The organism is Corynebacterium pseudokroppenstedtii (genome assembly GCF_019754945.1).
Lineage (GTDB): Bacteria > Actinomycetota > Actinomycetes > Mycobacteriales > Mycobacteriaceae > Corynebacterium > Corynebacterium pseudokroppenstedtii.
Genome location: NZ_JAEUWU010000001.1, coordinates 484,590 through 499,824 on the forward strand (window position 1 = coordinate 484,590; position 15,235 = coordinate 499,824).

Annotated in this window: 12 protein-coding genes; 8 read left to right on the forward strand and 4 right to left on the reverse strand. The window is 55.3% G+C overall.

Annotation, left to right across the window (positions count from 1 at the left end; all coding sequences use genetic code 11):
* Window positions 1–23 precede the first annotated feature (23 nt).
* From JMN36_RS02055 to JMN36_RS02065, 3 genes are read left to right on the forward strand one after another with little or no spacing between them, the layout of a single operon-like run.
* Complete coding sequence (locus JMN36_RS02055; RefSeq protein ID WP_221923769.1) at window positions 24–1,937, forward strand: ABC transporter substrate-binding protein; 1,914 nt, start codon at window positions 24–26, stop codon at window positions 1,935–1,937.
* Entirely contained in the window at window positions 1,938–2,489 is a 552-nt protein-coding gene (locus JMN36_RS02060) for an adenine phosphoribosyltransferase (RefSeq protein ID WP_221923770.1), read from the forward strand. It begins immediately after the preceding gene.
* Window positions 2,482–4,752 (forward strand): RelA/SpoT family protein, encoded by a 2,271-nt coding sequence (locus JMN36_RS02065; RefSeq protein WP_221923771.1) that lies wholly within the window; start codon window positions 2,482–2,484, stop codon window positions 4,750–4,752. The genes JMN36_RS02060 and JMN36_RS02065 overlap by 8 nt, the downstream gene beginning before the upstream one ends.
* A gap of 5 nt (window positions 4,753–4,757) precedes the next feature.
* On the opposite strand, the gene JMN36_RS02070 is transcribed toward JMN36_RS02065, so the two are convergent.
* Entirely contained in the window at window positions 4,758–5,567 is an 810-nt protein-coding gene (locus JMN36_RS02070) for an Fpg/Nei family DNA glycosylase (protein ID WP_221923772.1), read from the reverse strand.
* 222 nt (window positions 5,568–5,789) lie between these two features.
* Here JMN36_RS02070 and JMN36_RS02075 point away from each other — a divergent pair, with 222 nt between their 5' ends.
* Both JMN36_RS02075 and JMN36_RS02080 read left to right on the forward strand, forming a co-directional pair.
* Window positions 5,790–6,926, forward strand: coding sequence for an S-(hydroxymethyl)mycothiol dehydrogenase (locus JMN36_RS02075; protein ID WP_221923773.1), 1,137 nt, complete (start codon window positions 5,790–5,792; stop codon window positions 6,924–6,926).
* Between the two features lie 2 nt (window positions 6,927–6,928).
* On the forward strand, window positions 6,929–7,594 hold the full coding sequence (locus JMN36_RS02080) for an MBL fold metallo-hydrolase (protein ID WP_221923774.1): 666 nt from the start codon (window positions 6,929–6,931) through the stop codon (window positions 7,592–7,594).
* A 141-nt stretch (window positions 7,595–7,735) separates the two neighbouring features.
* On the opposite strand, the gene JMN36_RS02085 is transcribed toward JMN36_RS02080, so the two are convergent.
* Complete coding sequence (locus JMN36_RS02085) at window positions 7,736–8,593, reverse strand: peptidylprolyl isomerase (protein WP_221923775.1); 858 nt, start codon at window positions 8,591–8,593, stop codon at window positions 7,736–7,738.
* Window positions 8,594–8,728: 135 nt separating this feature from the next.
* Between JMN36_RS02085 and JMN36_RS02090 the strand changes: the two genes are divergently transcribed.
* Both JMN36_RS02090 and hisS read left to right on the forward strand, forming a co-directional pair.
* Window positions 8,729–9,442: an MBL fold metallo-hydrolase gene (locus JMN36_RS02090; RefSeq protein WP_221923776.1), complete on the forward strand. Its 714-nt coding sequence runs from the start codon at window positions 8,729–8,731 to the stop codon at window positions 9,440–9,442.
* Window positions 9,443–9,532: 90 nt separating this feature from the next.
* Window positions 9,533–10,813 carry a histidine--tRNA ligase gene (hisS, locus tag JMN36_RS02095; RefSeq protein ID WP_221923777.1) on the forward strand — a complete coding sequence of 427 codons (1,281 nt, stop codon included), beginning with the start codon at window positions 9,533–9,535 and terminating at the stop codon, window positions 10,811–10,813.
* Here the strand turns inward: hisS and JMN36_RS02100 are convergent.
* A complete protein-coding gene (locus JMN36_RS02100; protein WP_221923778.1) occupies window positions 10,802–12,262 on the reverse strand; it encodes an FAD-binding oxidoreductase in 1,461 nt (486 codons plus the stop codon). The two genes, hisS and JMN36_RS02100, sit on opposite strands and share 12 nt — an antisense overlap.
* 113 nt (window positions 12,263–12,375) lie before the next feature.
* On the reverse strand, window positions 12,376–13,221 hold the full coding sequence (ypfJ, locus tag JMN36_RS02105; protein WP_204088529.1) for a KPN_02809 family neutral zinc metallopeptidase: 846 nt from the start codon (window positions 13,219–13,221) through the stop codon (window positions 12,376–12,378).
* 162 nt (window positions 13,222–13,383) lie between these two features.
* Here ypfJ and aspS point away from each other — a divergent pair, with 162 nt between their 5' ends.
* A complete protein-coding gene (gene aspS / locus JMN36_RS02110) occupies window positions 13,384–15,177 on the forward strand; it encodes an aspartate--tRNA ligase (protein WP_221923779.1) in 1,794 nt (597 codons plus the stop codon).
* Window positions 15,178–15,235: the final 58 nt, after the last annotated feature.

Here is a 15,235-nt window from a genome sequence, read left to right on the forward strand (position 1 = left end):
TTCTGACACGAACGGCTCCATCCGTGTTACAGCGATTCAAGAAGTCACGTCCCCAGTTCCCGTCGGCAATGCCTTCACTACTGCGTTCCCCACGTGCCCGCGTCCGCAAGATCGTGACGGCAATGTCGGGAGCCTTATTAGTCACTGGTTTAGCGGCCTGCGATAGCAATAACGATGCAGGCGATGACCATACCAACGCCGGGTTTGCCTACGTCAGCAGCAGTACTCTCACCACGGTTAACGGTGCTAGTTCGCAAGGACAGGCGTCCGATGCAGCGCGGCTATCCGTCCGCTTATATCCCGGCGCTTTCATCGACGGTCCCAACGGTCAGGCGTTCGTCAATAATGATCTTTTTACGTCAATCCAGGCACCCGATGAGAACCGAAGTGCGGAATACGTCATCAATCCACGAGCCCAATATTCGGATGGCAAACCGGTTACCTGCGATGACTTTTACTTGGTATGGTTCGCACAACATAAGAAAGAGTATTTCGATTCTGATAATCCTCTTATGGAGCAGGTTGAATCAGTCACTTGTCGGCATAATGAGAAAAAGTTTCGAATTAATTTTTCTCGCGGGTACGGGGCCCGGTATCAGAGTCTTTTTCCGGCCGGATCGGTTATGCCTTCCCACATCATTGCCTCACACGCTGGGGTTGACGATTTAACTGGTGCGCTGGAATCTGCGGACTACCAGATGGTCAAAAAAGTGGGTGACCTGTGGAAAAATCGCTTTCTCCTGAAGGAAGAGAATCTTAAGAATATTGTGTCCACTGGACCATATTCGGTGAAGTCGATCACGGATAAGGATCCGACTACTCATACGAGGTCAGTAACGCTGCAAAAGAATCCTCACTGGTGGGGCGACCCGGCGGAAATCGATGACATCGTGGTTTATCCTCGCTCAGCCTCCCTGAGCGACCTTGCGCACCACAAATCACTCAGAGTCGTTGATAATGATCAAGCTCTTCCCTCCGAATTCCGTTTATCGCAAGGGAAAGGTTCCGCAAAACCATCTGAGCCAGGACCATCCACGGCAGAATCGTCCGAGACGGCTCCATCCGCGACATCGTCAGCATCTGAAACGTCGTCGTCAGCTGCCTCATCATCGCAGACGCCAACCTCCTCAGCCTCAAACGCTCCAAGCGAATCGATGCCGTCGTCGGAAGCAAATAAACCAGCGACGAACGATAATGAGGGATTCCCCGCTTTCTCGGTTCCGCACGACGGTGGCTCCTCGGCCTCTGCATCCCGTTTAACAGTGGATTCGGAGAAATACGGTGTGATGACCATGCTCTCACGCCGGATTGACTCGCTCATCCCTGCCGACCACGGGGTCATGGCAAGTAAGCGTATGCGTGGGGCGGTATCGCAGTGTATCGACCGGGCAGCTGTTGCCGAAGCATCGTCAGCCCACTCATCAATGAAGGTTCCAGCCTACGGACTTCGTTTGACGCCCCCGACGAGTTCATCCTTTGATGCAGTTAGTGATATTGCACTACAACGTGGAAATTACGACACCGCTGCCGCCCGCAAAGCAGCGAAGTCGTCCACAATTCGCTTATCGTATGACCACACGAATGGTCGGTATGTCGCTATGGCAAACGCCATCCGCGAGTCCTGCCAGGAGAGTGGAATTACCGTCGACGATGTGTCGACCGACCATGTTGATAGCACTGCGTTGACAGACCGGGCTGACGTCTTCCTCCAGGCGGTTGACCCCACAACATACTTCTCAACCTCGACATTCGTCGGTGGAACCATCGATGAGCGTCGGCAAGCGGAAGAAGAATTATGGGATAGTATGCCGACGATCCCGTTGTCTGCTGAACCCCGCGCCGTGGTCGTACACAACGCAGTGAGTAATCTAGTGCCTAGCACCTCGAATGTTGGGGTCGGCTGGAACATGGATCGATGGAAGAAAGATCAGAATTAGATGACCGACAGTGAGTATTCATCCGCAGCCGATGCAGTGGCAAACTTAGTTCGCCGCGTGCCCGGTTTCCCGTCTGAAGGTGTGGTTTTTGAAGACCTCACTCCGGTGCTGGCAGATGCGGGCGCATTCCGATTAATCGTCGACGAATTAGCCGAGGCTGCTCGGAGTTATCACGCAGACATCATCGGCGGGCTGGACGCTCGTGGATTCCTTTTGGGGTCTGCTGTGGCGTATCAACTGGGACTCGGGATCCTGGCAGTGCGCAAGGAAGGCAAGCTCCCGCCACCGGTTTTCCATCGAGGCTATGACTTGGAATATGGCCATGCAGCACTGGAAATTCCCAGAGATGGCCTAGATATTCAGGGAAAGAATATTGTTCTTATCGACGACGTTCTTGCCACAGGTGGTACATTGTGTGCCTCTCGGGCTCTCCTGGAGGAAGCCGGGGCGAATGTCGCCGGCTTGGCCGTCATTCTCGAAGTTGAAGCGTTGGAAGGCCGGAAGCGTCTGGCCGACCTTCCTCTAACGGTGGTGGGGGAGCGTAGTGAGTGATCGGTCGCCCTCGCGGGTTGGTTCGGTGAGTGCACGTCTGGCGCGAAGCCTGACGGGGCAGAATCGTGCGAAATATAATCCGGTTTTGGAACCGATGCTGACTATTCATCGCAAGGTTCATCCAAAAGCCGATGTTGCGCTCATCAACCGTGCCTATGAGACCGCGGCGCAATTACATGACGGTGTTTTTCGTAAATCTGGCGAACCGTACATCACTCACCCTCTTGCCGTAGCAACGATTTGCGCTGAGATCGGCATGGACACCACCACGATTGTCGCAGCGCTGCTGCACGATACGGTGGAAGACACTGATTACACGCTCGAACAACTCGAGCACGACTTTGGCCCTGAAGTGGCTCACCTGGTGGATGGGGTCACCAAGCTGGACAAAGTGGCCTTGGGGTCAGCCGCGGAAGCCGAGACAATCAGGAAAATGATTGTCGCAATGGCCGACGATCCCGGCGTGCTGGTCATTAAAGTTGCTGATCGCCTGCACAATATGCGCACAATGCGTTTCCTCCCGCCGGAAAAGCAGGCAAGGAAAGCTCGGCAAACCTTGGAGGTCATTGCTCCGCTGGCTCACCGGCTGGGCATGGCGACGGTGAAGTGGGAGTTGGAAGATCTCTCCTTCGCTATTTTGTACCCCAAGAAGTACCAAGAAATCGTTCGGTTGGTGGCCGATCGGGCACCGAAGCGCGATGAATATATCGCCCGGGTGTCTAAAGAGCTACAAGCACGACTCAAGGACTATCACATCAGTACAGAGGTAGTGGGGCGACCGAAACACTACTGGTCGATCTACCAAAAGATGATCGTTCGCGGCCGAGATTTTGACGAAATCTTCGATCTCGTCGGACTCCGTGTTCTCGTCGATTCCGTGCAGGAATGCTACGCCGCGCTGGGCGCTGTACATACGCTGTATCAGCCGATGCCCGGAAGGTTCAAAGACTATATTTCTACGCCTCGATATGGGGTGTATGAATCGCTCCACACGACGGTGATCGGCCCGGATAATAAACCGCTCGAGATCCAAATCCGGACTCACGAAATGCACTACAACGCTGAATTCGGCATTGCGGCGCATTGGCGATACAAGGAGACCAAGGGACACAACAAAGGTTCTGCAAAAGAACTGGACCAGATGGCATGGATGCGCCAACTTCTCGACTGGCAACGGGAATCTGCCGACCCCAACGAATTCATGGAGAATCTGCGGTTTGACCTTTCCTCAAACCAGATTTTCGTGTTTACCCCGAAAGGTGACGCGATCACCCTGCCATCGGGGTCGACTCCCATCGACTTCGCCTACGCTGTGCACACCGAAGTGGGGCACCGGTGTATCGGCGCTAAGGTGAACGGCAAGCTTCTTGCTCTCGAGTCAGAACTCCACACTGGCGATCGTGTCGAAGTATTTACCTCGAAAGATCCGGACGCAGGCCCATCCAAGGATTGGGAATCGTTCGTCGTATCGCCACGTGCGAAGTCGAAGATTCGACAGTGGTTCGCGAAGGAACGTCGAGAAGTTGCTTTAGAGGCAGGCCGGGATGCCCTCGCCGCAGAAATCCAGCGTGGCGGGCTGCCCATGCATCGGCTCTTTACTCCCGAGTCGATGCAAACTATTGCAGGTCAACTGAGTTTTAATTCCGTCGATCAGTTGTACACAGCGATTGGCAATAACAACATCACGGCTGGTCGCGTCGTTAATCTGCTGATGGAGCAATTTGGGGGACAGGAGGAGGCGGAAGATGCGCTTGCCGCCCGCACTCCCTTGTCTCAGCTCAGGTCGAAGAAGAACTCTCGTGCCGATTCGGCGGAGGTCCTTGTTGAAGGCGACGCCGACTACATGGCGAAGCTGGCCAAGTGCTGTACCCCCGTTCCCGGCGACGAAATTTTCGGATTCGTGACCCGGGGTGGTGGGGTGAGTGTCCACCGCACAGACTGCACTAATGCTCCGAAGCTAAAAGAAGAGCCTGAACGCCTGATTGCCGTGTCGTGGGCGGCAGAGCGCAGTGGAGCTGTCTTCACAGTGACGTTGCAAATCGAAGGGCTTGACCGTCAAGGGTTGCTGTCTGACGTCACCCGGGCCGTGTCAGAACAGAAAGTCGCTATCTTGGCGACGAATTCTCACACTGCTGAGGATCGCGTTGCGGTCGTCCGTTTCACCTTCGAGGTCTCTGACGTCAAACAGCTCGGCTACTTGATGACCCAGCTAAGGAACATTGAAGGTGTCTTCGACGTTTTCCGGGTCACGTCGGGTGGTTAGTGGCGTCACGACTGACACGTGGGGCACCAAAAGAGGTTTCTGCCGTCGACCTTTCGCTCGACAATAGCGGTTCCGCAGACGTAGCAAGGAAGCCCGGCACGTCGGTAAACATAAACTTCGCCCCCATGGGCATCGACGCGTGGTTCACGCCCCATAGCCTCAGGCATGTGCTCTGGCCGAACGGTGTCGATTTTCCCCACGCGGAGCCCCCTCGTCATCGTTTCGACGAGGTCGTTCCATATCGCGTGAAGGTCGTCGTCGGTAAGATCTTTACCTCGCAGCTCAGGGTTAAGACCTAACCTGAATAGCGTTTCGGCGCGGTAAATATTTCCGACACCTGCGAAGATGTGCTGATCCATGAGCAAGGTACTAATCGGTTTCGACGACCGCTTGATTCGCTGAAAGCTGCGGCTGGGATCTGCGTGGGGGTCGAGTGGGTCAGCGCCGAGTTTTCCGATAGCGGTGTCTTTTTCTTCATCGGTAATGAGCCTGCACCACTGTGGACCGCGTAAATCAGCTGCCCGTGAGTCGGATGCTATCCGTAAACGAACTTGACCGCGTGGCTCCGCGAGGTCTGAGAAACGAAGGCTTCCGATGAGACCTAAGTGAATATAAACGATATGTGCCGCTTGATTGGCCTCGAAGTCAATAAACAAGTGTTTTCCGTGCGCTTCGGCATGCTTGAGGACGGTGTGGTTGAGTTGATCAGCCTCTGTTGCGAATCGCCCCTGTGGCGAGCTAACAGCAGTTTCCTGTCCGGCAAATTCGCGGTTCAGCGATGAAGCGAGCCGGTGAATGACGTGGCCTTCTGGCATTCCTGAACTTCTTTCAGAGGGTGTAACTGGATGGGGTGTAAGTGAGCGCCACAGTGTTTTATTGAAAATTATTTATATTTAGCAATGTGTATTAGCTGGTAACAACGATGTTGGCCTCGATCACATAAGCCCTGATTGGTCTCCTTTTTCTATGACACAGCGGAGTGCACAAGACTTCATTACACTCGATGACGGTCCATTATTGAGAAAGGGCGATATTTAATGACTGCGGGATCACAAACAGTGAAGGGCGTTATCTCCCGGGCAAAAAAGGAGCCTGTTGAGCTAACAGACATCGTTATTCCGGAACCGGGCGATAACGACGTTATTGTATCCGTTAAAACCTGCGGGGTTTGTCACACGGACTTGGCGTACCGCGATGGCGGTATCAACGACGACTACCCGTTTTTACTCGGACATGAGGCGACCTCCGTCGTCGAACAGATCGGTTCGCGAGTTACTCACGTTGCCGAGGGCGACACGGTCGTTTTGAACTGGCGTGCAGTGTGCGGAGAGTGTCGTGCGTGTAAACGTGGCGAGCCGCACTTGTGCTTCAACACGTTCAATGCGTCGAAACCCATGACATTGACCGACGGAACTGAACTGACACCAGCGCTGGGAATCGGTGCTTTTGCCGAAAAGACCCTGGTCCACGAGAAGCAGTGCACGAAGGTTGATCCCGACGTCGATCCTGCCGCCGCAGGCTTGTTGGGGTGCGGTGTGATGGCAGGACTCGGTGCAGCCGTCAATACGGGGCAGGTCAAGCGTGGTGAATCCGTCGCCGTGATCGGTGCTGGCGGTGTCGGTATGGCAGCCGTTGCGGGTGCAGCCTTAGCTGGTGCGACCAAGGTCATCGTTATCGACGTCTCCGACGACAAATTAGAAAAAGCCAAGGAGTTCGGTGCGACGCACACGATCAACCCCAAGTCGTTGGACTCCGAGGGCGACGACGATGATGTCTCCCCCGAAGAGCAACCCGTCGTCAAGGCGGTCAAGGACCTCACAGATGGTTTTGGTGTCGATGTGGCCATCGACGCTGTCGGCGTTCCGCAGACCTTCACCCAGGCGTTCTATATGCGTGATCTCGCTGGTCGCGTCGTTCTCGTTGGTGTTCCAACACCGACCATGAAACTAGAGTTACCGTTCTTGGACGTCTTCTCCCACGGGGGAGCCATCAAGCCATCTTGGTACGGAGATTGCCTACCAGAACGCGATTTCCCCATGTACGTGTCTCTCTTCCAACAGGGGAAATTTCCCTTGGACAAGTTCGTCAGCGAGCGCGTCAGCATAGACGAGGTCGAGGACGCTTTCGAGACCATGAAGAAGGGCAATGTTTTGCGCTCTGTGGTGGTGGTATAACGATGGATTCCTGGAAATTGACAACCGAAGGCCAGAGCGAATCGGGCCTAATAATTAGCCGGGTCGTCACACACGGTGTGTTCGCACTCGACGGTGGCGAGTGGGAAGTCGATAACAACATTTGGGTCATCGGCGACGATTCTGAATGCATCATTATCGACGCCGCCCACACGGCCGATCCGATCGTCGATGCTGTCGCTGGTCGCACGGTGAAGGGCATTGTGTGCACCCACGCGCACAATGATCACATCACGGTTGCTCCAGAGTTGGCAGAAAAACTGGACACGCGAATTTTTGTCCATCCCGGTGACCAGATGTTGTGGGAGCAAACCCATCCCGGAGTCGCTCACGAGGACCTCGACGATGGGCAACAGTTCAGCATCGCGGACACAGCGATGTCGGTCATTAACACTCCGGGCCATTCACCGGGGTCGTGCTGCCTCTATCTTCCCGAGGCACATGTCCTTCTTTCCGGCGACACATTATTTGCCGGTGGGCCTGGCGCGACTGGACGATCGTTTTCATCATTCCCGACGATTATCGATTCGTTGAAGACCCGTATCTTGACTCTTCCAGAGCAGACAGAAGTGTACACGGGGCACGGTGACGCGACGTCGATCGGTGAGGAAGCGCCTCACCTCGAAGAGTGGATTGAACGGGGATACTAACGAGGGATGCGCTGCCGCGTGACATAGTGATCAGATGCTGTCACGCGGCATTTTTGTATTGCAGCGCTTTATATATGGAAAATGCCGGCATCGGGGGTGATGCCGGCATTCTGAAGCCCGATCGTGATGGAGTTTTAAGCGTTAGCTCACTGCAGCACTGGTAATCCTGACTTCCTCATTGGGCGCAGTATTGCCACTTTCATCCTGAGGCTTTGCGCCCTTGTCAGCAATACCGTCGAGGGTTTTCAGACCGTCGTCGGAAATCGAACCGAACACGTTGTACTTGGGGGGAAGTGGTGAGTCCTTATAAACGAGGAAGAACTGAGATCCGTTGGTGTCCTCACCGGAGTTCGCCATCGCGAGAGTCCCGCGCTTATAGTTAAAGGTCCCCTCCTTGTCGTTGTCGGACACAGAGTTCGAGGGGTACTCGTCCTTAAACGTGAAGCCCGGGCCGCCCTTGCCTGTGCCTGAGGGGTCACCGCACTGAAGGACAAAAATGCCTTCTGTCGTGAGTCGATGGCACACTGTATCGTTGTAGAAGCCTTGTTTAGCGAGAGCCTCAATCGCATTGACTGTGCAGGGGGATTTGGAACGATCCATGGTGACCGGAATATCGCCCTGGTTCGTGTGCAAGGTGACGTTCACCGTTCCCTTTGCCGGGACGTTGTCGCTCTGAGGGAGATCGGCCTGTTTCGAATCAGGCTGGTCGGCCTTGGTGTAGTCACAGGTTACCGAATCGCCATAGTCCGCTTTTACGGCTGGAAGATCCTGATTTTTTTGCTGCTCAGTCGTGGTTGTATCAGCGGATGCCGCCGTGTTGTCGTGGTCGTCACCGCCAGACGTTGCTGCCCAATAAATCCCCCCAGCTACTGCAACGAGAATGACGACAGTAGCGACGACGACTCCGAGGGGCCGTGCTTTCTCCACACGGTTACGCTTTTTCAGCTCTTTTTCTAGCGCTGAGAAGGCTTCCTCGCGCCTTTCTTTGTTGGTGCTCACAAACAATCACTTTCTATCAGTCTTGTGAATGACGGTTGGGGCTGCAGAACCATAGTTGCACGTGATAATAATTGCACGTGATCGGCGGCGACTGGCTTTCCCGCTCCGACATCCTACTATGCCTACCATGGTCTTATGACTAACGACGTGACTATCACCATGACCACAGTGGGAGCCTTAAGCACGAATTGCTACATATGTACGCGTGGCAACGAGGCCATCGTTATTGATCCAGGGCACGGAGCCCATGTACCCGTTTTATCGTATATGGAAGACCATGACCTCACCGTGACTGGAGTGTATTTGACGCACGGGCATCTGGATCACAGTCGCGATGCGGGAATCATCGCCAACCGTTTTTCAGTTCCGGTTTGGCTCCATGAGGCCGATGTATTCATGCTCGAGGACAGCGATGGCGCCTTCCGGGACATTGATCGCATCCTCGACCATGCCCACATGGAACAGCCCGAACGTGTAGAGCATTACGACATTTCGTGGATGGATGACTCCGTCACCGATCGTCAACATGGCATCTATCCCGAAGTCGTTATTGGCGGGCAGACTACCCTCGAGACAGCCGTCGGCACGTTCACAATCGTCGGGGCACCCGGGCATTCCCCTGGATCAACCATGCTTTTCCGGGGGGAAACGTGTTTCGGAGGCGACGTTCTCTTCCGCGGAGGCATCGGCCGGACGGATTTGCCCGGTTCCAACCCACATTCCATGAAATCGACGTTGGCCGACGTCGTTAAGAAACTTCCGCAAGAGACTGTGATTCTCCCCGGACATGGGCCGAGCACCACCATCGGGGAGGAGCTTCAGCAGAACCCATTTCTCCGTGGCCTATAGCACGTGTCACCTCGTTGAGGGGCGGTCACAGACAACGGGGTCGCCGTCGGTCAGCCAGCCGATTGCCCCTATTCGCTATAGTGTGAACCCGTGAGTACATCCTCGAAGCCACGTAAATTCACTGCTCCCAAAGGCGTTCCTGACTATGTTCCGCCGAATTCTCACGAGTTCAACGCTGTTCGCTCGACTTTTCAGCATTGTGCGACAGTAGCTGGGTACGAGCCGGTTGAGCTTCCGATCTTCGAGGACACTTCACTCTTTGCTCGGGGAGTCGGGGAGTCCAGCGACGTCGTTACCAAAGAGATGTACACCTTCGAAGACCGAGGCGGGCGCTCGATGACGCTTCGCCCCGAAGGCACAGCTGGGGTGATGCGGGCAGTCATTGAGCACGGACTTGATCGTGGTCAGCTCCCCGCAAAGCTCGTGTATGCAGGTCCGTGCTTCCGCTATGAGCGGCCACAAGCCGGGCGGTATCGGCAATTCCAGCAAGTCGGTGTTGAGGCGATTGGTATTGATGATCCCGCCCTCGATGCCGAAGTCATTGCACTTGCGTATCGGTGTTTTACCTCTTTGGGTCTCACGGGATTCCGGCTGGAGCTGACCTCGTTGGGGGATTCCACCTGTCGACCTGCATACCGAGAGAAACTGCAGGCTTTCTTGACCTCGCTTCCTCTGGATGAAGAGACACAGCACCGTGCGCAGATTAATCCGCTCCGGGTTCTGGACGATAAACGTCCCGAAGTCAAAGAAATGACGGCCGACGCACCACTCATGCTTGATTATCTTTCCGACGAGGCTCGCGCGCATTTTGAGACGGTCACTGGGATTTTGGATGACCTGTCAGTTCCGTACACGATCAATCCGCGCATGGTGCGTGGCCTGGACTATTACACGAAGACGTGTTTCGAGTTCGTCCACGATGACCTCGGCGCACAGTCTGGTATTGGCGGGGGAGGCCGGTACGACGGTCTGATGGCTGAACTCGGTGGTCGGGACCTCTCTGGTGTGGGCTTCGGGCTCGGCGTAGAACGCGCACTTCTTGCGTTGGAAACTGAGAAAAAGACGGTGACCGACGGGAGCCGAGTGGACGTGTACGGGGTGGCCATGGGGGAGGAGGCGCACCGACGCATGCCTGTCATCATTAATGATCTCCGTCAATCCGGAGTGCGCGCGGACATGTCCTATGGCCACCGTGGGCTCAAAGGTTCGATGAAAGCCGCCGACCGCGCAGGTGCGCGTTTTGCCCTGGTCATTGGGGAAGACGAACTGGCCAAATCCATTGTGCAGGTCAAGGATCTACACGAAGGTGAACAAACCGCCGTCCCGCTTGATCAGGTTGTTCAGGAAATTCGTGGTCGGCTATCGGCGTAGATAGTGGTACATACCCCCGGGGTTCATGATGGAATCCGGGTCAACCGCCTGTTTGATAGCAAGGTGTAGGTTTTGCGCTCCCTCGTCCAACTCATGGGGGAGCCACTTGCTTTTAAGATCCCCGACGCCATGTTCGCCCGTAATCGTGCCCCCGAGAGACAACCCGAGATGGATAATCTGCTCAAACGCATCCTGGGCACGAGCGCAGGATTCCTGGTCATCAGCGTCGAAGAATAGGGCCGGGTGCGTATTACCGTCGCCGGCATGTGCGATGGCCGCTATGACGACCCCGGTGTTCTTCCGAATCGCGGCCAAACCGTCGAAGAAATCCGCCATGGAGGAACGAGGAATACATATGTCCTCAATCAGCTGTCCACCGCCGTGATTACGCTGGTACAGCTCGTTGGCCGGATGAACCATTCGTCGAGCAGCAACAAGGGCGTCGTTGTCTGCGGGGTTATCCGAAAACGCAATGTCGATGGCATTGTGCTTGTCCGCAATCGTTGTGAATTCTTCGGTGTCTTCCTTCGCCGTCGTCGAATCAGACTGCATGATCAGCATGGCGCCGACATTTTCGTCGAGACCGAAATCTCCGAGCTCATTGAGCATGGAAATAGTGAGACCATCCAGCATCTCAAACATGGATGGCCGATACCCGGCTCCCATGAACGCGGCAACCGTTTCCGCTGCGTCCCGTTCCGAGGTGAATGTGGCCACTGCGGTGAGGGGAGTGGATGGTAGGGGGATTAGTCGAAGAGTGGCCTCGACGATGACGCCGAGGGTTCCTTCTGAACCGACGAAAAGCTGAGCGAGCTCGAGGCCTGCAACCCCTTTCGCAGTTTTGTGGCCAACCCGAGTCAGAGTTCCATCTGGGAGGACAACCTTGAGTTCACGTACGAAATCTCGGGTGACGCCATATTTGACGCAGCACATTCCGCCGGCATTGGTCGCAATATTTCCCCCGATAGTGGACATTCCCACCGATCCCGGATCGGGTGGATACAGTAGCCCATGCGGCCGGAGCGCATCTTTAAGGTCCTGGTTAACAATGCCGGGCTCTACCGTGACCGTCTGGTTGAGTTCACTAATTTCGAGGATACGATCCATCGACTTCACCGAGAGCAGAATGCAGTTTTCTTTAGCATTAGCTCCACCGGTTAAGCCGGTTCGGGCTCCTTGAGGCACGACGGGAATGCCGTGTTCGTATGCGAACCGGACGACAGCTTGAACGTCGGCGATGCTCCTGGCTCTCACGAGGGCCAAGGCGCGACCACTTGTCGGTTGGGGAGCCTCGTCGTGGGAATGCGCAGCGATAACATCGTCGTCAAAAGTAATAGTGCCGTCAAAATCGTCGACGAGGATGGCGAGCTCGCGAGCCAACCTATCACGATCTGATTCTGGTGAATCTGAGTCAGCCGACGAGTGCGGGGTCGGGACGCGGACGGGCATAGTGAACTCCTAAGGATTAGTAAATCAGTATTCGACGGTAGTTATAGGACATTAGTCAGCCAGGAAAGGCACAAAAACGGCGGTAACGTCGTCGACTAAAAGCGGCCTGTGTGTTATTCGTTAAACGATTGTTTACACGCGCTCATCGTGCCGTTCTTATATCCCTTGAGGAAAGAACTTTTACGCTCTTCTGATGATCCGTGTGTCCACTGATCTGGGTTAACGGACTGGCCTGATTGTTTCTGGATGGCGTCGTCGCCAATAGCTTGGGCAGTAGTCACTGCTTGCTGGACCTGGTCATCGCTGAGTGGTTCAAGGATCGCGTCATCGCCCTGAGCAGCATGGTTCGCCCATATGCCGGCGTAGCAATCTGCCTGGAGCTCCATCTTGACAGCGTTGGAGTCTTCTCCCGGGTTGTTGTAGTCGCTTAATCCCAGCGTGCCCTGAAGGTTTTGGATATGGTGTCCGAATTCATGGGCAACGACGTACTCCTGCGCGAAAGGACCATTAGAGCCGCCCATGTCTTTCAGCTGTTGGAAGAATGACGTATCGAAATAGGCTGTGGAGTCTGACGGGCAGTAGAATGGGCCGGTTGATGAGCTAGCCTGTCCGCACCCCGTCGAGGTTGATCCGGAAAACAGGGTTAAGCCCGGCTTGGTGTAGTCGATATTTGCCTGTTCGGGCAAGATCCTGCTCCACACCCTGTCCAGGGAAATGCCTGTGTACTCGACACGGCAGTGGTCATATTTGTTCGCGTCAGCACCAGATTTACATTCCTCGCGGTTGGCTTGGTCGTGTCCACCCCTGCCACTGCTATTAATGAGATCAGCCGGATTTCCACCAAGTAGGAGGTATAAGCCGACTATAACGATGGAGCCTATGCCGCCACCTGCAGCGATCCGTCCACCGCCGTGGGAAGCGCGCGAGCCCGAGGCCTGAAAATCATTCTTAAACGTCACATCTCATATTCTGCCAAATGCTGCACAGAAGTAGAGAGCCGGACGCCAAATAGGATTGGGTATCGGGTAGAGTGAGGGGCCGAGTGTGCCAACAACCGTTTATAGGTGGTATCGCCTCACTCTAGTGATAGATCTCTTACGATATTTTGGAAGGACTGCCCTGTGCATCGCACACACCTTGCCGGTGAACTTCGTTCTCACCATGTAGGCCAGACCGTGACACTGAGTGGCTGGGTCGCTCGTCGTCGTGATCACGGTGGCGTGATTTTCATTGACTTACGCGATCGATCGGGTTTGGCGCAGGTTGTTTTCCGCGATTCTGATGTTGCTGCACAGGCGCACCACCTTCGCAGCGAGTACTGTATCCGGGTGACGGGGGTAGTCGATGCTCGTCCCGAGGGCTCCGAGAATCCTAACTTGGATTCGGGCGCTATCGAGTTGAACGTCAATGAGCTGACCATTTTGAATGCGTCGGACGCGTTGCCTTTCCAGATTGATGATCAGTCTTCGTCCGGGGAGGTTGGTGAGGAAACTCGCCTCAAATACCGCTACCTGGATCTTCGACGGAAAACTCAGCATGATGCCTTGGTTCTCCGTTCGAATGTCAACCAGGCGGCGCGGTCAGTGCTCCTCAATCACGACTTCCACGAAATCGAGACTCCCACGTTGACACGGTCGACGCCGGAGGGTGCTCGTGACTTCCTCGTTCCCGCTCGCTTGCGTCCGGGATCGTTCTATGCCCTTCCGCAGTCCCCTCAGCTGTTCAAGCAGCTGCTGATGGTTGGCGGCATGGAACGGTATTTCCAGATCGCTCGCTGCTACCGGGACGAAGATTTCCGCGCCGACCGCCAGCCTGAGTTCACGCAGCTCGACGTCGAGATGAGCTTCGTCGACCAGGACGACGTGATTGCTGTTGCGGAGGAAATCCTCACCGCCATCTGGAAAGAGATCGGTTACGACATTTCGACTCCGATCCCGCGCATGACCTACGCCGACGCCATGAAGTACTACGGGTCGGATAAGCCTGATCTCCGGTTCGACATCAAAATTGTGGAGTGCACGGAGTTCTTCGCGAACACCACATTCCGCGTCTTCCAGAACCCCTACGTTGGCGCAATCGTCATGGAAGGCGGAGCCTCCCAGCCACGACGTCAGCTGGACGCCTGGCAGGACTGGGCAAAGCAGCGTGGCGCCAAAGGCTTGGCTTATATCCTCGTCGGCGACGACGGGCAGCTCTCCGGCCCCGTCGCTAAGAACATTACCGACGCTGAACGCGAAGGTATCGCTGACCACGTAGGAGCCAAGCCTGGCGATTGTATTTTCTTCGCGGCCGGAGATGCTAAGTCATCTCGCGCGTTGTTGGGCGCAGCCCGCGGTGAAGTGGCCCGGAAGCTTGGTCTTATCAAGGAAGGCGATTGGGCATTTACCTGGGTTGTGGATGCTCCGCTCTTTGAGCCTGCAGCTGACGCAACGGCAGAAGGTGATGTGGCGTTAGGTCACTCAGCATGGACCGCTGTCCACCACGCCTTCACATCCCCGAAGCCAGAGTGCATGGACTCCTTTGATAAGGATCCTGGGTCCGCACTGTCTTATGCGTACGACATCGTCTGTAACGGAAACGAGATCGGTGGTGGCTCGATCCGTATCCACCGCTCGGACGTGCAGCAGCGTGTGTTCAACGTCATGGGAATTTCGGACGAAGAAGCGCAGGAGAAGTTCGGATTCCTCCTTGAGGCGATGAAGTTCGGTGCGCCACCGCACGGTGGTATCGCCTTCGGATGGGACCGTATCGTCTCCCTCTTGGGTGGCTTCGAATCCATTCGCGATGTCATTGCATTCCCGAAGTCCGGTGGTGGCGTCGATCCACTTACCGATGCACCAGCACCCATTACCCCAGAGCAGCGAAAAGAATCAGGCATCGACGCTAAACCGAAGAAGAAAGAAACGAAGAACTGATTTTCCATGCGAACAGCGTTTCGGCGGGTTTACTGTACGTGATGGAACGGGAATGTCC